The 19,459-nt window shown below is 67.1% G+C and carries 16 protein-coding genes and 1 tRNA gene; 13 read left to right on the top strand and 4 right to left on the bottom strand.

What is annotated here, in order from left to right:
• Positions 1 to 20: 20 nt before the first annotated feature.
• The 4 genes from D9V29_RS12735 to D9V29_RS12720 are packed head-to-tail and all read left to right on the top strand — an operon-like array spanning position 21 to position 4,252.
• On the top strand, positions 21 to 1,088 hold the full coding sequence (locus D9V29_RS12735; RefSeq protein WP_121673707.1) for a polyprenyl synthetase family protein: 1,068 nt from the start codon (positions 21 to 23) through the stop codon (positions 1,086 to 1,088).
• Between the two features lie 14 nt (positions 1,089 to 1,102).
• Positions 1,103 to 2,473 carry an FAD-dependent oxidoreductase gene (locus D9V29_RS12730; RefSeq protein ID WP_121673706.1) on the top strand — a complete coding sequence of 457 codons (1,371 nt, stop codon included), beginning with the start codon at positions 1,103 to 1,105 and terminating at the stop codon, positions 2,471 to 2,473.
• A gap of 51 nt (positions 2,474 to 2,524) precedes the next feature.
• Positions 2,525 to 3,232: a hypothetical protein gene (locus tag D9V29_RS12725; protein WP_121673705.1), complete on the top strand. Its 708-nt coding sequence runs from the start codon at positions 2,525 to 2,527 to the stop codon at positions 3,230 to 3,232.
• A gap of 6 nt (positions 3,233 to 3,238) precedes the next feature.
• Positions 3,239 to 4,252 carry an alpha/beta hydrolase gene (locus tag D9V29_RS12720; protein ID WP_121673704.1) on the top strand — a complete coding sequence of 338 codons (1,014 nt, stop codon included), beginning with the start codon at positions 3,239 to 3,241 and terminating at the stop codon, positions 4,250 to 4,252.
• A gap of 123 nt (positions 4,253 to 4,375) precedes the next feature.
• Here D9V29_RS12720 and D9V29_RS12715 read toward each other — a convergent pair whose 3' ends face one another.
• Positions 4,376 to 5,932, bottom strand: coding sequence for a PucR family transcriptional regulator (locus tag D9V29_RS12715; protein WP_121673703.1), 1,557 nt, complete (start codon positions 5,930 to 5,932; stop codon positions 4,376 to 4,378).
• A 125-nt stretch (positions 5,933 to 6,057) separates the two neighbouring features.
• Between D9V29_RS12715 and gabT the strand changes: the two genes are divergently transcribed.
• The 7 genes from gabT to D9V29_RS12680 all read left to right on the top strand — a co-directional run bounded on the left by gabT (position 6,058) and on the right by D9V29_RS12680 (position 15,597).
• A complete protein-coding gene (gene gabT, locus D9V29_RS12710) occupies positions 6,058 to 7,407 on the top strand; it encodes a 4-aminobutyrate--2-oxoglutarate transaminase (RefSeq protein WP_121673702.1) in 1,350 nt (449 codons plus the stop codon).
• Positions 7,404 to 8,858 (top strand): NAD-dependent succinate-semialdehyde dehydrogenase, encoded by a 1,455-nt coding sequence (locus D9V29_RS12705; protein WP_121673701.1) that lies wholly within the window; start codon positions 7,404 to 7,406, stop codon positions 8,856 to 8,858. The genes gabT and D9V29_RS12705 overlap by 4 nt, the downstream gene beginning before the upstream one ends.
• A gap of 31 nt (positions 8,859 to 8,889) precedes the next feature.
• Positions 8,890 to 10,326, top strand: coding sequence for a gamma-aminobutyraldehyde dehydrogenase (locus D9V29_RS12700; protein ID WP_121673700.1), 1,437 nt, complete (start codon positions 8,890 to 8,892; stop codon positions 10,324 to 10,326).
• Between the two features lie 29 nt (positions 10,327 to 10,355).
• Positions 10,356 to 11,714, top strand: a complete 1,359-nt coding sequence (locus tag D9V29_RS12695) for a flavin monoamine oxidase family protein (RefSeq protein WP_183085013.1) — start codon at positions 10,356 to 10,358, stop codon at positions 11,712 to 11,714.
• Positions 11,715 to 11,779: 65 nt separating this feature from the next.
• Positions 11,780 to 12,658 carry a universal stress protein gene (locus D9V29_RS12690; RefSeq protein WP_121673699.1) on the top strand — a complete coding sequence of 293 codons (879 nt, stop codon included), beginning with the start codon at positions 11,780 to 11,782 and terminating at the stop codon, positions 12,656 to 12,658.
• Between the two features lie 4 nt (positions 12,659 to 12,662).
• On the top strand, positions 12,663 to 14,204 hold the full coding sequence (locus D9V29_RS12685) for an APC family permease (protein WP_121673698.1): 1,542 nt from the start codon (positions 12,663 to 12,665) through the stop codon (positions 14,202 to 14,204).
• 109 nt (positions 14,205 to 14,313) lie between these two features.
• The gene (locus tag D9V29_RS12680) at positions 14,314 to 15,597 is read left to right on the top strand and encodes an APC family permease (protein ID WP_121673750.1); all 1,284 of its coding nucleotides are present in this window, start codon (positions 14,314 to 14,316) and stop codon (positions 15,595 to 15,597) included.
• 67 nt (positions 15,598 to 15,664) lie between these two features.
• Here D9V29_RS12680 and D9V29_RS12675 read toward each other — a convergent pair whose 3' ends face one another.
• The 3 genes from D9V29_RS12675 to D9V29_RS12665 form a co-directional block, all read right to left on the bottom strand.
• Entirely contained in the window at positions 15,665 to 16,579 is a 915-nt protein-coding gene (locus tag D9V29_RS12675; protein ID WP_121673697.1) for an NAD-dependent epimerase/dehydratase family protein, read from the bottom strand.
• 71 nt (positions 16,580 to 16,650) lie between these two features.
• Positions 16,651 to 17,139, bottom strand: coding sequence for a YajQ family cyclic di-GMP-binding protein (locus D9V29_RS12670; RefSeq protein WP_121673696.1), 489 nt, complete (start codon positions 17,137 to 17,139; stop codon positions 16,651 to 16,653).
• Positions 17,140 to 17,186: 47 nt separating this feature from the next.
• On the bottom strand, positions 17,187 to 18,203 hold the full coding sequence (locus D9V29_RS12665) for a LacI family DNA-binding transcriptional regulator (RefSeq protein ID WP_121673695.1): 1,017 nt from the start codon (positions 18,201 to 18,203) through the stop codon (positions 17,187 to 17,189).
• A gap of 144 nt (positions 18,204 to 18,347) precedes the next feature.
• On the opposite strand from D9V29_RS12665, the gene D9V29_RS12660 reads away from it, so the two are divergent.
• On the top strand, positions 18,348 to 19,244 hold the full coding sequence (locus tag D9V29_RS12660; protein ID WP_121673694.1) for a PfkB family carbohydrate kinase: 897 nt from the start codon (positions 18,348 to 18,350) through the stop codon (positions 19,242 to 19,244).
• A gap of 85 nt (positions 19,245 to 19,329) precedes the next feature.
• Positions 19,330 to 19,411: transfer RNA gene (locus tag D9V29_RS12655), tRNA-Tyr, on the top strand.
• Positions 19,412 to 19,459: the final 48 nt, after the last annotated feature.

Below are 19,459 nucleotides of genomic sequence, written 5' to 3'. Positions count from 1 at the left end.
GGCACGGGTAGGCTAGACACGTGAATCCGAGTGCCACGCGGCGTGCCACGAGTTTGTCCAGCCACCTGGGCTCAACCGACCGCATCTTCGCCTCACCCAAAACCAGGCAATTGCTCGCCGCCGTCGATGACGGCCTCGAGCAGATCGAGCGCGGCCTCGACTCGGAGCTGATGTTCGCGGACACCATCGCCGATGCCTCCACCCGGTACCTCCTCGAGGCCGGCGGCAAGCGCGTGCGGCCGATGCTCATCCTGCTCACCGCCCAGCTCGGCGGCGGGAACACCGTCGACGTGATCACAGCAGCCGAAGCGATCGAGATCACCCACCTCGCCTCCCTGTACCACGACGACGTCATGGACGACGCTGACCGCAGGCGCGGTGTGCCGAGCGCGCACGCCGTCTTCGGCAACTCCGTCGCCATCCTCACCGGTGACCTCCTGTTCGCCCGCGCCAGCCAGCTCATGGCCGGTCTCGGCGAGCGCGCGATCCGCCTGCAGGCGAACACGTTCGAGCGTCTCGTCCTCGGCCAGCTCCACGAGACCGTTGGCCCCAAGGACGGCGAGAACGAAGAGGCGCACTACCTCCAGGTGCTCGCAGACAAGACCGGTTCGCTCATCGCCGCTGCCGCGCAGGCCGGAGTCATCTTCTCCGGCGCGGACGAATCGTACGAAGCCGCCGTCGTCGAGTACGGCGAGAAGATCGGTGTCGCGTTCCAGCTCATCGACGACGTCATCGACCTGTCGCCGCAGCCGGAAGAAACCGGAAAGGTGCCTGGCACCGACCTCCGCGCCGGTGTCGCGACCCTCCCGCTCATCCACCTCCGTGTTCTCGCCGAGACCGATGACGAGGCCGCCGCGCTCCTGGCCCGCATCGAGGCCGAAGCGGCCGGCGGAACCGATGGTGAGGCATCCGTCGATTTCACCGCGGCGATCACAGAACTTCGACAGCACCCAGTGACCACCCGTACCCTCGCCGAAGCTCACCGGTGGGCAGAAGACGCCGTCACGGCTCTCGAGCCGCTGCCGGATGGCCCCGTGAAGCAGGCATTGACACGATTCGCGGAGACGATCGTCGACCGCAGCAAGTAAGGAACCAGACGCAGATGACCAAACTGAGAGTCGCGATTGTCGGCGCCGGACCCGCAGGAATCTACGCAGCGGACATTCTCCTCAAAGCGGAGCGCAAGTTCGAGGTGTCGATCGACCTGTTCGACCGCCTTCCAGCGCCGTACGGACTCGTGCGGTACGGGGTCGCTCCTGACCACCCGCGGATCAAGGGCATCATCAACGCGCTCCGCGAGGTGCTCGACCGCGGCGACATCCGGGTCTTCGGCAACGTGAACTTCGGGACGGACCTCACCCTCGACGACCTCAAGCGGCACTACCACGCCGTCATCTTTGCGACCGGTGCCGTCCGCGACGCTCCCCTCAACATCCCCGGTGTCGAACTCGATGGCTCCTACGGTGCCGCTGATTTCGTGAGCTGGTTCGACGGCCACCCCGATGTTCCGCGCGAGTGGCCGCTCGAGGCCCAGTCCGTCGCCGTCATCGGCAACGGCAACGTCGCGCTGGACGTGTCCCGCATGCTCGCCAAGCACGCGGACGACCTGCTCTCGACCGAGATTCCCGAGAACGTCTACGAGGGCCTCAAGGCATCCCCGGTCACCGACGTCCACGTGTTCGGGCGCCGGGGCCCCGCCCAGGTCAAGTTCACCCCACTCGAATTGCGTGAGCTCGGCGAACTCAACGACGTCGACATGGTGCTCTACGACGAGGACTTCGACTACGACGACGCGTCGAAAACCGCGATCGCGAGCAACAAGCAGGTGATGGTGATCGACAAGATCCTGCAGAAATGGCGCGAACGCCCCGCAGGCACTGCCTCCCGCCGTCTCCACCTGCACTTCTACGCGAAGCCACTCGAGGTCGTCGGCGACGAGAACGGCCGCGTCGCCGCCTTCCGTTACGAGCGCACCAGACCGGATGCCGAGGGTGGCGTCGTCGGGACCGGCGAGATCCGCGAGGTCCCGGTTCAGGCGCTTTACCGGGCCGTCGGATATTTCGGGTCGCCGCTCGAGGGCATCCCGTTCGACAAGAAGCACGGTGTCATCCCGAACCGCGAGGGTGTCGCCCTGAAAAAGGGCAGCAACGATGTTGTCCCCGGTGTCTACGCCACCGGCTGGATCAAGCGCGGCCCCGTTGGTCTGATCGGTCACACCAAGTCGGATGCCATGGAGACGATCCGTCACGTCATCAACGGTGAGGGCAGCTGGTGGGCCCCTGAATCACCGTCCGAGGAATCGGTCGTGGAACTCCTCGACTCGCGCGGTGTGAGGTACACGGATGTCGACGGGTGGCACAATCTCGACCAGCACGAGATCGCGCTCGGCGCACCACACGGGCGGGCTCGCGTGAAGGTCGTCCCACGGGAAGACATGGTTGCCATCTCGCGCAACGAGACAGCGACGGTCTAGGGGAGCTCTCCCCATGGGTCGAGGCAGTCCCCGCCCGATAGGGTGGGGACCATGTCGAACCCAGCGAATTCCCAGACCCCGTATGGCCAGCCGGCGGGAGCCCCTGCGGGCTACCCGCAGCAGTCGCACCGACTTCCGCTCGACAAGTCCGTGCTCCGGCAGGTGATGTTCGGCGGCGCCGTTGTCGTCGGCTACGCCGTGATCTCGAGCGTTCTCGCGATCATCAGCAGGTCCGTCTACGGATTCCGCGCCGAGGTTCTGCTCGGTACGTTCTGGAGCGTCTTCATCGCCCTCGTCTTCGTCGCCGGTGCAGCCGTGAGTGCTCTCTACATCGCCTCGCTCGCGAAGGCAGTGTCCGCCGTCGACCTGCTCAGGAAACTCGCCATCGCCGCAGCCGTCGGTGCTGCCGCGCTTCTCGTGATCAACTTCATCTGGTCGGTCGTCACCGGAGGCGAATACCTCGTCCAGTCGATCGTGAGCTCCGGTATCGTCGGGTCGATCTCGACCGGTTTGATCTACGGCAGCCTCTTCGCCCTCGGTATCCTCATCGCCCGGTTGCTCCCACCCCGGCAGCCCGCACCGCAGGGCGCCGGCCAGCAGCCCTACGGTCAGCCGGCTCCACACAGCGCCCAGCCCCAGGGATATCCGCAGCAGCAGCAGCAGCCGCATGCGCAGCAGCCGCAGGCACCCCATGCTCCCCAGGGCTACGCACCGCAGAACCCCGGGCAGCAGCAACCTCCCTTCCCGCCCCAGGCGTAACCTCCGGTGGCCACCGTCCCGGAGGAGCTACGCGGGCGGTGGGTCCCCGACATCCTGGGATCCCCGTTCGAGTCGCTGACCCTGCCGTTGACAGCGGACTGGCAGGGCGACGTCGTCGCAACGCTCGTGCGGCGGCGTCCCACGCGATTCGCCGGCCTGCGAACGGCCTTCGGCGACGCCGCCGGGTGGGATGTGCTGTACGTCCACGGCTGGTCGGACTACTTCTTCCAGACCGAGTTGGCCGAGTTCTGGGAGGGGCGAGGAGCCCGCTTCTTCGCTCTCGACCTGCGAAAATACGGGCGCAGCCTGCGCGCGGATCAGACACCCGGCTACGCGGCGAGCCTCGACGTGTACGACGAAGATCTCGAGGCAGCGCTCACCGTGATGGGCCACGGAGCGGACAGTGAGAACCGGTCACGACGGCTGCTCCTCATGGGGCACTCGACCGGCGCACTCACCCTCAGCCTGTGGGCGGATCGGCACCCGGGCCGCGCAGACGCCCTCGTGCTCAACAGCCCGTGGCTCGAGTTCCAGGCGGGTGCCATCGCGCGACGTGCGATCGCGCCGCTTGCCAACATCGGTGCCAGGATCGACCCCGGCGGTCAGCTTCCGAACGTCGACCTCGGCTTCTACAGTCGTGCGGTGTCGAAGGCGATGGACGGTGAGTGGGAGTACAACACCGACTGGCGACCTGCCCGCGGGTTCCCGGCGCACCCGGCCTGGCTCGCCGCCGTTCTCGCGGGGCATGCGCGCGTCGACGAGGGGCTCTCAATCACCGCCCCGGTGCTGAGCCTGGTGTCGGCGCGCTCGACCCTGTCGGCGACGTGGTCACCCGCGATGCTGTCGAGCGACATCGTCCTCGTCGTCGACGACATCGCCGAGCACTCGCTCAAACTCGCACCGACGGTCACGGTCGCGCGCATCGACGGGGCACTGCACGACGTGCTCCTCTCCCGGCCCGCCGTGCGGGCGACCGCGTACGCCGAGATCGCGCGCTGGGCGTCCGCGTACCTCGACTGACGGCATCCATCGGGCGGTGCCCCGCTTCGATCGGGCCACGAGGGTCGTCCGTCGTCGGTATTGGTCGCCCTTTCGGCCCGATCGGATGCCTGAACCGCCTCTCGGGACCGATCGACGTGATGGTCAGCCGAGGCCAAGCGCCAGCCACAGGTTGGTCCGCGCCTCGACCGTCGTGAGCGGGGTCGCCGTCAACTTCTCGACGACCGAGATGCGGTTGCGGAGCGTGTGCCGATGGATGCCGAGGGCTCGAGCGGCCGGGTCCCACTGGCCATGGTGCTCGAGCCACACGCCGGTGTCACCGATGAGGTCAGTGCCGTTGGCGGCGTCATACTCACGCACCGGTCTGAGCAGCGTCCGCGCGATCTCCGCGGCGTCGGCGTGGGGCAGAAGAGCGGCGATGCCGCGCTCGGCGACCTCCGAGAAGATGACGACGGATGCCGCGTCACCAGTCCCCGTTGCGGCTCGGGTCGCCCGCGCGAGCGCCTGTGCGGCCTGGTTCGCTCCCGTCGCGGTTTCGCTCCACCTCAGCGGCTCGGAGATGCCAACGGGGAGGGACGAGACGTGACCGAGTTCGCCGGCGAGTTGCACGGCATCCGCTGCCGAAACGGCGACGATCACGCGGCCGTCACTCGCTGCGAAGAACAGGGTTCCCGAAAACTCTGCGTCGCGCGCCTCGAGCTCGCTGACGAGTGCGTCGCGCACTCCCGCCGCAGGAGTGAGCGCGAGAAAACTCACCGGTTCGGCGGGGAGCGCACCGCCCATCTGGCGGACGATCCGGCCGACGAGCGCGACGTTGCCCTCGAGCAGGGTCTGGAACAACCCGCTGCGCAGGCGCGCCCGCGCCCGCGTGAGCTCCCGGTTCTGCTCGAGAGCAAGACCGGTCAGCGCGACGACACTCGTGACGACGGTCTGATCGGCGGAGTCCAGCACTCCGTCACCGGCTACCACGAGAACACCGCGCAAGGCGCCGCGGCGTCCGAGCGTCTGCAGGGCGACGCGACCGGTTCCCACCGCCATGGTCGAACTCGAGCGCTGGCCGCGGCCGATCAGCCGTTCCGCCTCCTGGAGTACCCGGGATCTTGCGGTCTCGTCCGCCAGATCTGGAACCGCGGATGCTTCGTCGAAGCTCAGCGCAAACGTCCCGCGGGTATCGACGAGGGCCACGAAGCGACGCATCTGTCGCGAGAGTTCCTTGAGGATCGCGGCGAGAGCATCCGGCCGGAGCGCCGCGAACGAAATAGCCCGCTGGGCGTTGAGCGCCCAGGTGTCGCGCGCGTGCGCCGCCGCTGCCAGCAGGTCCGCGCTTTCGCGGATGACGGCGATGAACGGCACGCGGTACGGCACTTCGAAGAGCGGAAGCCCCGCACGCTCGCACGCGGCGGCGAGCTCGGGCGGTGTTCCTTCACGGATGACTTCGGTACCGAAGCCCACGCCGACGATGCCGTGTCCGACGAGGCGGTCGACGTAGGCGTCGACGTCGACCCCGGCCGCCGAATCCGCACCGAATTGCGTTCCCGTCGTGAGCACGACCTGCCCGGCGTCGAGGAACGGTGTCGGGTCAGGCAGATCGGAGCTGTGAATCCACGAGATCGGTGCTGTCAGTCGTGCGGAGCCGCCGCCGGCCAGGAGCCGGAGGTCGAGCGCGCGGGTGTCGAGCAGCCGGGAGACGGTTGGGTGCATGCGCCCACCGTACGCGCTTTGACAGACTGGCGAAAGAACTGAATCGGCGTGGACAATTCGTCAGGTTACGGTTCCGGTGAGTTGCTCCTAGTGTGGCAAGCACAGCCCCAAAGGAGAACGCACCGATGCCCACCACCCTGACGACAGCAACCGGAGGGCCGGCCCTCGCCCAGGAACGCCGGATCGTGACAGCGATTCCCGGACCGCGTTCCGAGGAATTGATGGCGCGCAAGACGCGAGCCGTGGCATCCGCTGTCGGAACCACCATGCCGGTCTTTGCCGAGGCAGCCGGCGGCGGTGTCGTTGTTGACGTCGACGGCAACTCGTTCATCGACCTGGGTTCTGGGATCGCCGTGACGGGTGTCGGCAACAGCGCCCCTCGCGTCGTCGAGGCCGTGCAGGCCCAGGTCGCCGCGTTCACCCACACCTGCTTCATGATCACGCCGTACGACTCGTACGTCGAGGTCGCCGAAGCGCTCAACCGGCTCACCCCTGGCGACCACGAGAAGCGCAGCGCCCTGTTCAACTCGGGCGCCGAGGCCGTCGAAAACGCCATCAAGGTCGCCCGTAGCTACACGGGCAAGTCTGCCGTCGTCGCGTTCGACCACGCCTACCACGGCCGCACCAACCTCACCATGGCGCTCACCGCCAAGTCGATGCCGTACAAGAGCGGCTTCGGTCCATTCGCGGCCGAAATCTACCGCGCTCCGATGTCGTACCCGTTCCGCGACGGGCTGAGTGGAGCCGAGGCGGCCAAGCGCGCGATCTCGATGATGGAGAAGCAGATCGGCGCCGCGAACCTCGCCGCGATCATCCTCGAACCGATCCAGGGCGAGGGCGGCTTCATCGTTCCCGCTGAAGGATTCCTCCCCGCGCTCGTCGAGTGGGCCCGCGCCAACGACGTGGTCTTCATCGCCGATGAAGTCCAGACCGGGTTCGCCCGCACCGGCGACATGTTCGCGAGCGAGCACGAGGGAATCGTGCCCGACATCGTCGTCACCGCCAAGGGGATCGCCGGTGGGTTGCCGCTCTCGGCCATCACCGGGCGCGCCGAGATCCTCGACGCCACGCACGCCGGTGGCCTCGGCGGAACCTACGGCGGCAACCCGCTCGCGTGTGCCGCAGCACTCGCTGCGATCGAGACCTACGACGAGGACGACCTTGCCGGAGCGGCACGCCGCATCGGCGACACCATCCAGGCGCGGTTCGCCGAGGCGCAGAGGACCGATCCCCGCATCGGAGACGTCCGTGGCCGCGGTGCCATGATCGCCGTCGAGTTCGTCGACCCGGAAACGAACGAACCGGATGCCGCGCTCACCGGTCGGATCGCGAAGGCGTGTCACGCAGAAGGCGTCATCGTTTTGACCTGCGGAACGTACGGAAACGTCATCCGCTTCCTTCCGCCCCTGTCCATCCCGGAACACCTGCTCACCGAGGGCATCGACATCGTCCTGACCGCATTGGAGAACGCATGACTACCGAGAAGGAACTGATCCAGAAAGTCCCCACCGGGCTCTTCATCGGCGGCGAATGGCGCCAGACCGACAAGCGGATCGACGTGACCGACCCGTCGACTGGTGCCGTCCTGACCTCGATCGCAGACGCATCCGCCGACGACGCCACCGCCGCGCTCGACGCGGCCGTGGCCGTTCAGGACGAGTGGGCGGCGACCGCACCTCGCACCCGCTCGAACATCCTCCGCACGGCGTTCGACCTCATGCAGGAGCGCCGTGACGAATTCGCGCTGCTGATGACGCTCGAAATGGGTAAGCCGCTCAGCGAGTCGAACGGCGAAGTGACCTACGGCGGCGAGTTCCTCCGCTGGTTCAGCGAGGAAGCGGTGCGGATCACCGGCCGTTACGGTGTGAACCCCGAGGGCACCGGCCGCATGACGGTGTCGCAGCACCCGGTCGGACCGTGCTACCTCATCACCCCATGGAACTTCCCGCTCGCGATGGCAACGCGCAAGATCGCGCCGGCGCTCGCGGCCGGCTGCACCGTCGTCATCAAGCCAGCGTCGCTCACACCGCTGACCACCCTCTACTTCGCGAAATTGCTCGAAGACGCCGGCCTTCCCGCCGGTGTGGTGAACGTCATCACGACCTCGTCGTCGGGTGCCGTCACCGAACCGCTTCTCAACGACTCGCGCCTGCGCAAGCTGAGCTTCACCGGATCGACCCCGGTCGGCCAGAAGCTCATCGAGCAGTCGGCGAAGAACGTGCTGCGCACATCGATGGAGCTCGGCGGCAACGCGCCGTTCGTGGTCTTCGAAGACGCGGACCTCGACGCCGCCGTCGACGGCGCGATCGCGGCGAAGTTCCGCAACGTCGGCCAGGCCTGCACAGCGGCGAACCGCTTCATCGTGCACTCGTCCGTCGCGGAGGAGTTCGCCCGCCGGGTGACAGAGCGCGTGAAGGCCTTCGGTCTCGGTCGCGGCACCGAAGATGGCGTCACCATCGGCCCGCTCATCGATGACCGGGCTGTCACCAAGGCGACCGAACTCGTCGACGACGCCGTGTCGAAGGGTGCGACGCTGCTCACCGGCGGCTCCGCCGTGGATCGCGACGGCAGCTTCTACGAACCGACCGTCCTCACCGATGTGAAGAAAGGCTCGAACATCCTCCGTGAGGAGATCTTCGGCCCGGTGCTCGCGATCGTTCCGTTCGACGACGAAGCGGATGCCGTAAGGCTCGCCAACGACACCGAGTACGGTCTCGTGAGCTACGTTTTCACGCAAGACATCGCCCGCGGGCAGCGGATGATCGACAAACTGCAGACCGGAATGATGGGGCTCAATGTGGGCGTCATCTCGAACGCCGCCGCCCCGTTCGGTGGGGTCAAACAATCCGGGATCGGCCGGGAGGGCGGATTCGAAGGAATCCACGAGTACCTCTCGACCAAATACACCATGACCCCGGCCTCCTGAGTTTCGATTCCTCGCAGAAAAGGACAGAACAATGACGTTGACCACCCTCAGCACCCTCCAGAACTACATCGGCGGACAGTTCGTCGACGCCTCACCCGGTGAGACCCTCGACGTCGTCAACCCGGGATCGGGCGAGGTGGTCGCCAGGTCGCCGATCTCGACGGCCGACGATGTGAACGCGGCGTTCGAGGCGGCGAAGGCAGCGTTCCGCACGTGGAAGCGCACGACTCCCGGGCAGCGTCAGCGCATGCTCCTCGAGCTGGCGGACGCGATGGAGACGAACGCCGATGAGCTCGTCGAGGCTCAGCACCGCAACACCGGCCAGCCACGTGAGACGATCCGGGTCGAAGAAGTGATGACCGGCGCCGACCACCTCCGGTTCTTCGCCGGCGCTGCCCGCGTGCTCGAGGGCAAGAGCGCGGGGGAGTACCTCGAAGACCACACCTCGTGGGTCCGCAGGGAACCCATCGGCGTCGTCGCACAGGTGACCCCGTGGAACTACCCGCTCATGATGGCGATCTGGAAGATCGCCCCGGCCCTCGCCGCCGGCAACACCGTCGTGCTCAAGCCGAGCGACACCACGCCGGAGTCCACCCTCGTCCTCGCCCGGCTCAGCCAGGGCATCCTCCCCGACGGCGTGCTCAACGTCGTCCTCGGCAACGGGTCGACCGGCCAGGCGATGACCGAACACCCGGTACCGGGTCTCGTCTCGATCACCGGTTCCGTGCGCGCCGGAATGGCGGTCGCGGCATCCGCTGCGAAGAACCTGCACCGCGCTCACCTCGAGCTCGGCGGAAAGGCCCCCGCCATCGTCTTCGCCGACGCCGACGTCGAGGCGACGGCCGAGGGGATCGCGGGAGCGGGATACTTCAACGCGGGCCAGGACTGCACGGCCGTCACCCGCGTGCTCGTGCACGAGTCGATCCACGACAAGTTCGTCGACGCGCTCGTCGCGGCTGCTGAGGCGACCAGGACGGGCGATGCCGAGGACCCCGACGCATATTACGGCCCACTCAACAACGCCTCGCATTTCGAGAAGGTGTCGAGCGTCATCGACGCGCTGCCCGATCACGCGAAGGTCGTCACCGGTGGACACCGGATCGGCGAGAAGGGCTTCTATTTCGCCCCGACCGTCATCACCGGTGTGAACCAGGTGGACGCCTGTGTGCAGGAGGAAACCTTCGGCCCGGTCCTCACCGTGCAGACGTTCTCGACCGAAGAAGAAGCGATCGAACTCGCGAACGATGTGCAGTACGCGCTCGCCTCGAGCGTCTGGACTTCCGACCACGGCACGGCGCTCCGGGTCTCCCGCGACCTCGATTTCGGTGCGGTGTGGATCAACACCCACATCCTGCTTGCCGCCGAGATGCCGCACGGCGGATTCAAGATGTCCGGCTACGGCAAGGACCTCTCGTCGTATGGGCTCGAGGACTACACCCGCATCAAGCACGTGATGAGCGCACTGTGAGCGCTGCCTTCCGAATCGAGGAGAACCCCGTGACCGAACTTCAACGTGACGTCGTCATCATCGGCGCGGGAGCATCCGGTCTCACCGCCGCGACGGCCCTGCGCAAGGCAGGACTCAGCGTCGCTGTGCTCGAAGCGCGCGACCGGGTCGGTGGCCGTTTGTGGACAAACGACATCGAGGGTGCGATGCTCGAGATCGGTGGCCAGTGGGTGTCCCCGGATCAGGATGCGCTCATCGAGACGCTCGCGGAACTCGGTCTCGAGACCTACTCGCGCTACCGCGAGGGCGACAGCGTGTACATCAACGCCATCGGAGAACTGACCCGGTTCACCGGTGAACTGTTCCCCGTGAAGGCGTCGACGCAGCGCGAGATGGAACGCCTCATCGCCGTGCTCGATGCCCTCGTCGCCGAGATCGGTCCGAAAGAGCCGTGGGCTCACCCGATGGCTGACGAGCTCGACTCCGTGACCTGGCTTCGGTGGCTCGAGAGCCAGACCGACGACATCGAAGCCCGAGACAACATCGCGCTTTTCATCGCCGAGGCCATGATCACCAAGCCGGCCCACTCCTTCAGTGCGCTGCAGGCGATCCTGATGGCAGCATCCGCGGGGAGCTTCTCGAACCTCGTCGACGCCGACTTCATCCTCGACAAGCGGGTCATCGGTGGGCTGCAGCAGGTTCCGCTGCTGCTCGCCGAGAAGCTGGGGGAGGACGTGTTCCTGGGCCAGCCGGTTCGTCGCCTGGAATGGAGCGACAGCGGGGTCACGGCATCCGCTGACGGAATGACGGTGCACGCCCGCCACGCGATCGTCGCCGTCCCGCCCAACCTGTACTCTCGCATCGACTTCCAGCCGCCGTTGCCGCGCCGCCAGCAGCAGATGCACCAGCACATGTCGCTCGGTTTCGTGATCAAGGTGCACGCGGTCTACGAGACCCCGTTCTGGCGAGACGCCGGCCTCTCGGGCACGTCGTTCAGCCCGTACGAGATCGTGCACGAGGCGTACGACAACACCAACCACGAGGACCCGCGTGGCACCCTCGTCGGTTTTGTGAGCGACACGAAGGCCGATGCGATGTTCGCCCTGTCGCCCGAGGAACGTCGCGAGGCGATTCTCACGTCGCTGTCGCACTACTTCGGCGAGCAGGCTCTGCACCCGGTCGTGTACTACGAGAGCGACTGGGCCTCGGAGGAATGGACGCGCGGTGCGTACGCCGCGAGCTTCGACATGGGCGGACTCGCCCGGTACGGCGCTGAACAGCGCACACCGGTCGGGCCGATCCACTGGTCCTGCAGCGACCTCGCCGCCGAGGGATACCAGCACGTCGATGGCGCCATCCGTGTCGGCCGTGAGACCGCCGCGATGATCCTCGCCAAACACGACGCCTGACCCCAACCCGCCCCCAACCCGCCCCCAACCCGAACCGTCGCCCGACTCGAAGGAGAGCACCGCCTATGCGTTACATCGTTGGTTACACCGACACCCCCGCCGGCGCGGATGCGCTCGCGCTGGGGGTCAGGCTCGCTCGGTCGATGGGGGCGAGTCTCGACATCGTCACCGTCCTCAGGAGTGAAGCACGCCCCACGCTCGTTCCCTCGGACGCGGGTTACGAGCGGTTCCTGCACGAGACGGCGCAAGGCTGGTTGCGGGATGCCGCGGCGGTCGTCCCGCGGGACGTCTCGTCTGAGGGACACATCGTCTACGCGGAGTCGTTCGCCCGCGGACTGCTCGACGTCAGCCGCGATCTCGAGGGCTCGATGATCGTCGTCGGAGCGGCCCGCGGTGGCCTGCTCGGCCGGGCAACCATCGGCAGTGTCGCGAGTGCGCTCCTCCACTCCGCCGTCGTGCCCGTCGCCCTGGCCCCCGGCGGCTCAGGCTCGACGATCGGTCTCAACGACATCACCCGGGTCAGTTGCGCCATCGGCACCCGCGCCGGTGCGAGCGAGTTGCTGGATGCCGCGGTGCTGATCGCGCGCCAGGCTCACGTTCCTCTCCGGCTCCTGTCCCTCGTCACCCTCGACATGGATGACATGTCGACGCCACCTGAGGTCGCGGAACGCGCGGCGACGCACGCGGAACAGGTGCTCGCCTACGCCGCCGACCACCTGCCGAAAGACATCGACGTCGCCGTGCTGACGGCATCCGGAAATCGCGTCGAAGACGCCGTCACCTCGATCGACTGGGAGCCGGAAGAGGTCCTCTTCGTCGGCTCGAGTCGCCTCGCCAAACCCCGCCACATCTTCCTGGGCACGACAGCGGCAAAGATGCTGCGCGAACTGCCCGTCCCGATGATCGTCGTCCCGCGGGACTCCGTTCTGACCCTTGAGGACTGACATCATGAGCACAACGAAATCCGACCGCGGGCTCTCGAAGAAGGGCCTCAGCGCCGGCTCGGTGGGCCTGATCGGCGCCATCGTCATCGGGATCTCCTGCATCGCACCCGCGTACACGATGACGGCGGCACTCGGCCCGACCGTCTCCGAGGTCGGCCTGCAGGTGCCTGCCATCATCCTCGTCGGGTTCATCCCGATGCTCCTCGTCGCCTTCGGCTACCGCGAACTCAACCGCGCGATGCCCGACAGCGGGACCTCGTTCACCTGGGCGACGCGCGCGTTCGGACCGTGGATCGGCTGGATGGCCGGCTGGGGACTCATCGCAGCGACGATTCTCGTGCTCTCGAACCTCGCCGGTATCGCGGTCGACTTCTTCTACCTGATGCTCGCGCAGATCGTGAACAACCCCGACATCGCGAACCTGGCACTGAACCCGGTGATCAACGTCGTCACTTGCCTTGCTTTCATGCTCGGAGCCACGGCCATCTCGTATCGCGACATGCAGACGACCCAGAAGGTCCAGTACGTGCTCGTCGGGTTCCAGGTGATCGTGCTGTTGCTCTTCGGAATCGTCGCCTTCGTGCACGTCGCCAACGGCACGGCATTCGACGCGGTTCCGATCAGCCTCGACTGGTTCAACCCGTTCGCCGTCGAGTCGTTCTCCTCCTTCGCCGCCGGCCTCTCGCTGTCGATCTTCATCTTCTGGGGCTGGGATGTCACGCTCACGATGAACGAGGAAACCAAGGGATCACGGTCCACCCCCGGTCGCGCCGCCACCCTCACCGTGCTCATCATCGTGGTGCTGTACCTGCTCATCGCCACTGCGTCGATCAGCTTCGCCGGCACCGGCGAGGGAGAGTTCGGACTCGGCAACGAGGACATCCAGGGCAACGTGTTCTTCGCCCTCGCCGGACCGGTGCTCGGACCGCTCGCGATCCTCGTGTCGATCGCCGTGCTCTCGAGCTCCGCGGCGTCGCTGCAGTCGACCTTCGTGTCGCCCGCCCGCACCCTCCTCGCGATGGGGCACTACGGCGCCCTGCCGAAGAAGTTCGCGACGGTCAGCCCGCGGTTCCTCACCCCGGGTTACGCGACGATCGTGTCGAGCGTCGTGGCATCCACGTTCTACGCGGTCATGCGGTTCATCTCCGAAGACGTGCTCTGGGACACCATTACGGCGCTCGGCATGATGATCTGCTTCTACTACGGCATCACCGCGTTTGCGACGGTCTGGTACTTCCGGAGGCAGCTCTTCGCCTCGGTGCGGAACTTCTTCTTCCAGCTGCTGTTCCCGCTCGTCGGCGGCATCATCCTCGCCGTGCTGTTCTTCACGACGATCACCGACAGCATGGACCCCGACTACGGTTCGGGATCGAACATCGCCGGCATCGGCCTCGTCTTCATCCTCGGCATGGTCGTCATCGTCTCGGGCATCGTCATCATGATCATCCAGGCGATCCGCCGACCGGCCTTCTTCCGCGGCCAGACCCTCGAGCGCGGAGTCTCCGACGGTAAGGAAGACGAGGCGCTCGACGAGCTGCCGGTGTGACCTGAGCTCACGAGTCGCCCACTCTCACGGGTGTGCCGGCGCGCACACCCGCGAGAGTGGGCAACTCACGAGTTCCTGCTGTTTACCTCGCTCTGGTTGAGTGGGAGCCGTGACACAACATCCCTCACTCTCCCGGCGGCTGAGACTCGGCGACGCCGTCGTCATCGGCCTCGGCTCGATGATCGGCGCCGGGGTCTTCGCGGCGTTCGCTCCCGCGGCTGCCGCAGCCGGCTGGGGACTGCTCGTCGGCCTCGTTCTCGCGGCGATCATCGCGTACTGCAACGCGACAGCGTCGGCCCAGCTCGCCGCCCAGTACCCGTCGTCCGGCGGCACCTACCTGTACGGGCGCGAGCGACTCGGCGAGTGGTGGGGGTTCGCGGCCGGGTGGAGCTTCGTGATCGGCAAGACCGCGAGCTGCGCCGCCATGGCCCTCACATTCGCCGCATACGCCGCACCGGCCGGCTGGGAGAAACCCGTCGCCGCACTCGCCGTTGCCGCCCTCGTCGCCGTCAATTACGTCGGTGTGACCAGGACCGCTTCCCTCACCCGGATGCTCGTCGTCGCCTCGCTGCTCGTTCTCGCGGTCGTCGTCGCTGCCGGGCTGTCTGCTCCTCCGGGGTCTGACCTGCCGGTGTCGGCTGGCGCGACCGCAGGCTCGCTGGCGGCCGGCTCCGGTCTGCTCGACGCCGGTCTCTACGGCATCCTGCAGTCCGCCGGCCTGTTGTTCTTCGCGTTCGCCGGGTACGCCCGCATCGCCACCATGGGGGAGGAGGTACGTGACCCGGCGCGGACCATCCCCCGCGCCATCCTCACCGCCCTCGGGATCGTCGTCGGTATCTACGTCGTCGTCGCCGTCGTCTCGCTGCGCACGATCGGGCCCCAGCGGCTTGCGGTTTCGGCAGCACCCCTCGTCGACGTCGCAACGGCGGGAGGCTGGGACTGGACCGCGCCGGTGGTCCAGGTGGGAGCGGCGGCGGCGTCGCTCGGTGCGTTGCTCGCCCTCATCGCGGGCATCGGGAGGACGAGCCTCGCCATGGCGCGGGAAGGCGACCTTCCGCGCCCGCTCGCGGCGGTGCATCCGCGTTACCGGGTGCCGCACCGCGCCGAACTCCTGCTCGGCGCGGTCGTCATCAGCGTCGTGCTCGTCGCCGACCTCCGCGGGGCCATCGCCTTCTCGTCGTTCGGGGTGTTGCTGTATTACTTCGTCGCCAACCTCGCCGCGTTCGGCCAGGATCGGTCGGTGCGGCGCTTTCCGCGGTGGCTCCAGGTGCTCGGCATGGCGGGATGTCTTCTCCTCGTCGCGACCCTCCCTCCGCTCGGCATCGCGGCGGGCATCGCTGTGCTCGCCGTCGGCCTCGGGGGCCGCCTGCTCGTCCGCCGCGGATCCACATGATCGAGTTGCCCGCTCTCGCGGGTGTTGGCGCGCGAACACCCGCGAGAGTGGGCAACTCGCGGCCGGGCTACCGGCGGTAGGACGCGACCGTCGCGTCGAGCGCTGTGTTCCAGTCCGTGGCGCGCACACCGAGCTGACGTTCGGTTTCTCCTGCATCCGAGAGAAACGGCATCCGGAACTGGTAGCTCGAGGCCGCAACCTCGCGCATCATCGGGCTGGCGAGTCCGATTCCCCTGATGAGCCAGGACGGCAGGGCCGAGACCGAGCCCCAAACGCCGAAGCGGTCGTTCACCTGCCGGCAGATCTGGGTGCGGCTGAGGTCGGTGGCGGCAGGCACGTGCCAGATCCGGCCCCAGTCCCCGGTGTATTCGGCCGCGGCGACGAGCGTGCTCGCGAGGTCGGGAAGGTACGCCCAGCTGTGGGGCAGCGCGGGATCCCCGATCGCCGCCGAGCGTTTGCCCGCGAGTATCGGCTCGAAGAACCGGGTGCCGAGGTGCGCGTCCGCGCCCGCTCCCGGGCCGAAGTAGTCGCTCGCCCGCACCTCGACGGCGCGCACCTCACCGCGCTCGGTCGCCCGGCGCAGTGTCGACCACAGGTCGCGCCGCACCTCGCCCTTCGAGTCGGCGGGATGCTCCGGTGAGCGTTCCGTCATCGGCATCGTCGCTTTTCCGTACGAGTAGAGGTTCCCGACCATCACGATGTCCGCGTGCGTCGCACGGGCGGCCCGCACGACGGCGTCGATGATCGGCGGCCACTCGGTGCGCCACCGGGCATAAGGCGGATTGGTGCACACGACGATCGTCGAGTGACCGTCGGCGGCGCGAGTCAGCGCATCGGCGTCCGAGGCGTCGACGCGCACCGTGGCGGCGCCCGAAACTGCGGTCCCCGACCGGGTGCCCATGGAAACATCGGTCCCGCGATCGAGAAACGCCGCGGTGGCGGTCGACCCCACCGGGCCGGCACCGAGAACAAGAACACTCATCCGGACTCCAACCGTTAGCGCTTCTGCGCGAAGCCTAGCGGCGTAAGGGAGCTACCGGTATGTTCGCGAGATCAGCGGAAGTTGATGAACTGCAGGTCGAGGTCGAGATCTTTGCCCTTGAGCAGCGCGATGACCGACTGCAGATCGTCCCGGCTCTTGGACTGCACGCGCAGCTCGTCGCCCTGGATCTGGCTCTTGACGCCCTTGGGACCCTCGTCGCGGATGATCTTGTTGATCTTCTTCGCGTTCTCCTGGGAGATCCCGTCCTTGAGCTCCGCTTCGATGCGGTATTCCTTACCGCTCGCGTACGGCTCACCGGCGTCGAGGCTCTTCAGGGAGATGCCGCGCTTGATGAGCTTCGACTGGAAGACGTCGAGGATCGCCTTGACGCGCTCCTCACTGTTCGCCTTCATGAGGATCTTGTCGCCGGACTCCGCGATGGATGCTCCGGTGCCCTTGAAGTCGTAGCGCTGTTCGATCTCCTTGTGCGCCTGGTGGATAGCGTTGTCCGCCTCCATCTTGTCGACCTTTGAAACCACGTCAAACGATGAATCAGCCATGGCTCCAGCCTAGAGCTTTCCGCGGCGGAAGGGGCGGGTGGTGAGCTTCACTCAGGCGGGCGCGACGTCGACGACCGCACGATCAGTTCGTATGGCAGTGGCACGTCTGCGCTCGATGGTTCCCCGTGAGCCGGTTCGAGCAGGTGCATGAGAGCTTCGACGGCGTGCTCTCCCTGCCGGATCGGGAACTGGGCGACCGTCGTCAGCCCGAAGAACGACGCGAGCTGGTGGTCGTCGATCCCGACGACCGACAGGTCCCCCGGCACGGAGAGTCCGAGATCGCGAGCGGCGAGGATGCTGCCGATCGCCATCTCGTCGGACGCGGCGACGATCGCCGTTGGCCGGTTGTGCGGGCTCCCGAGCAATTGTTTTGTGGCGTCGTAGCCGCCGGGCAGGGTGAAATCCGCGGGACGGTAGAGAGCGGGATCGACCGGTGCGCCGGCATCCCGCAGTGCGTCCTCGTAGCCCGTGCGACGATGACTCGGCAGGTGGAAGTCGAGGTCGAACTCCTTGCCTCCGCCGATGTGGGCGATACGAGTGTGGCCGAGTGCGATGAGGTGCTCGGTGGCGAGCCGGGTGACGGCCACGTCGTCCATGGTGAGGCTGAGGACCCCCGGGATCGGTCCACCGACACCGATGAGCGGTTTGCCCATCGCGTGCAGGCTCGACACTTCGGCCTCGGTCAGTTCGAGGCCGATGGCGATGACGGCATCCACGCGCTGGCGCAGGAGGAAGTGGTCGAAGACGCTCTTGCGTGCTTCGCCGCCCCCGGTGAGGTTGTACAGGGTGAGGTCGTATCCCTGGCGGAGGAGCGCGCTCTCCGCTCCCTCGATCACCGATGAGAAGAACCAGTGGTTGAGGAACGGTACGACGACACCGACGTTCCTGGTGCGGCCGGAGGCGAGGCTCGATGCGTTCGACGAGACGACGTAGTCGAGTGCAGCGGCGGCGGCGGTGACCTTCTCCCTGGTCGCCTCGGACACGTATCCACGGCCGCTCAATGCCCGCGATACCGTCGCCGTCGAGACGCCCGCGCGACGTGCAACCTCTTCGATGCCCGCCATGGGACCCTTCCGACCTGCCAGTGAGTGCTCGAGTCAGCTTAGCGACGGCGCCGGGCTCCGAAGGCACAGATGCCAGGGACTCGAGTGCGGTGGCGCCGGAGCATCCCGATGTGGGACCCTCGGTACCGGACGAGAGGGGCAGGCATGCACAGGGAAGACGAACGGGTTGTCGTGATCGGTGACGCCCTCATCGATGAATTGCGGGATGCCGGTGGGAGCCGCGAGTTCGTCGGCGGCGCCGCGCTCAACGTGGCTGTCGGGCTGTCTCGGCTCGGCGTTCCGACCACGCTCCTCGCCATGGTCGGCGACGACGCCGATGGTGAGCGGATCCGCGAATTCCTCGACCAGTACGGCGTTGAGCTCATTGCAACGCCGTCGCTCCTCGGCTCTTCGCGCGCGACGAGCGACCGCAGTGAGGGCGAACCGACCTACAGCTTCAACCAGGCCGCGAGGCAGCGCAGGATCGGGTTCGGCGATGAGGAACGGCTCGCGATCGCCGACGCCAGGCTCGTCGTCGTCAGTTGCTTCCCTTTCGACGATGACGAGCAGTCAGCAGCCCTCGAAGATGCGGTGGCGAACCCGTCGCGGCGACTCGTGATCGACCCGAACCCGCGCGCGGGGATGCTCCACGACGCCGCCCAGTTCGTCTCCAACTTCGAGCGCCTCGCGTCGGCCTCGCTCCTCTGCAAGGTCGGCGATGAGGACGCCGAACTGCTGTACGGCGTCGAGCTGGGTACCCTCGTCGACCGGTTGAGGCAGGCCGGCACCGCGAACGTCCTGGCGACGGCCGGCCGGGGCGGAGCATCCGTCGTCACCCCGACCGGAGTGGTGACGCGGCCGATCGCGGATCTGCCCGGGCCGGTCATCGACACGATGGGAGCGGGGGATGCCACGCTCGCGGCGGCCGTTCGCACGCTCGTTCTCGAGGGGGTTCCCGCCGGCGACGCTGAGTGGGGGCGGCTTATCGACGATGCGATGCTCATCGCCGCCCACACCTGCCGGTCGGAGGGGGCGCTCCTGCAACTGCCCCCGGTGGCCTGAGCCCGCCGATTCGCTGAAATCGACCGCCACAGAGTACTATTTTCACGCGCCTTCGGTTGTCTGTACAAGTCGGTCGGGAGCGTCTGGCGAGTTACCCAAGCGGCCAAAGGGATCTGACTGTAAATCAGACTGCTCAGCATTCGGGGGTTCGAATCCCTCACTCGCCACAGATGTGATGAGTCGCGACAGAGGAGACATCTGAGTCGCGACAGATG

The sequence above is a fragment of the Mycetocola manganoxydans genome (genome assembly GCF_003667545.1).
Taxonomy (GTDB): Bacteria; Actinomycetota; Actinomycetes; order Actinomycetales; family Microbacteriaceae; genus Mycetocola_A; species Mycetocola_A manganoxydans.
Note: the sequence above shows the minus strand (reverse complement) of the source record. Positions and strands in the feature narration are given on the sequence as shown.

What these genes read in the sequence shown, in the direction of transcription:
- D9V29_RS12690 (WP_121673699.1), top strand. Translation starts at nt 11,780, where the DNA reads ATGCGTTACATCGTTGGTTACACCGACACCCCCGCCGGCGCGGATGCG.
- D9V29_RS12660 (WP_121673694.1), top strand. Translation starts at nt 18,348, where the DNA reads ATGCACAGGGAAGACGAACGGGTTGTCGTGATCGGTGACGCCCTCATC.
- D9V29_RS12670 (WP_121673696.1), bottom strand. Translation starts at nt 17,139, where the DNA reads ATGGCTGATTCATCGTTTGACGTGGTTTCAAAGGTCGACAAGATGGAG.
- D9V29_RS12730 (WP_121673706.1), top strand. Translation starts at nt 1,103, where the DNA reads ATGACCAAACTGAGAGTCGCGATTGTCGGCGCCGGACCCGCAGGAATC.
- D9V29_RS12685 (WP_121673698.1), top strand. Translation starts at nt 12,663, where the DNA reads ATGAGCACAACGAAATCCGACCGCGGGCTCTCGAAGAAGGGCCTCAGC.
- D9V29_RS12715 (WP_121673703.1), bottom strand. Translation starts at nt 5,932, where the DNA reads ATGCACCCAACCGTCTCCCGGCTGCTCGACACCCGCGCGCTCGACCTC.
- gabT (WP_121673702.1), top strand. Translation starts at nt 6,058, where the DNA reads ATGCCCACCACCCTGACGACAGCAACCGGAGGGCCGGCCCTCGCCCAG.
- D9V29_RS12665 (WP_121673695.1), bottom strand. Translation starts at nt 18,203, where the DNA reads ATGGCGGGCATCGAAGAGGTTGCACGTCGCGCGGGCGTCTCGACGGCG.
- D9V29_RS12700 (WP_121673700.1), top strand. Translation starts at nt 8,890, where the DNA reads ATGACGTTGACCACCCTCAGCACCCTCCAGAACTACATCGGCGGACAG.
- D9V29_RS12675 (WP_121673697.1), bottom strand. Translation starts at nt 16,579, where the DNA reads ATGAGTGTTCTTGTTCTCGGTGCCGGCCCGGTGGGGTCGACCGCCACC.
- D9V29_RS12705 (WP_121673701.1), top strand. Translation starts at nt 7,404, where the DNA reads ATGACTACCGAGAAGGAACTGATCCAGAAAGTCCCCACCGGGCTCTTC.
- D9V29_RS12725 (WP_121673705.1), top strand. Translation starts at nt 2,525, where the DNA reads ATGTCGAACCCAGCGAATTCCCAGACCCCGTATGGCCAGCCGGCGGGA.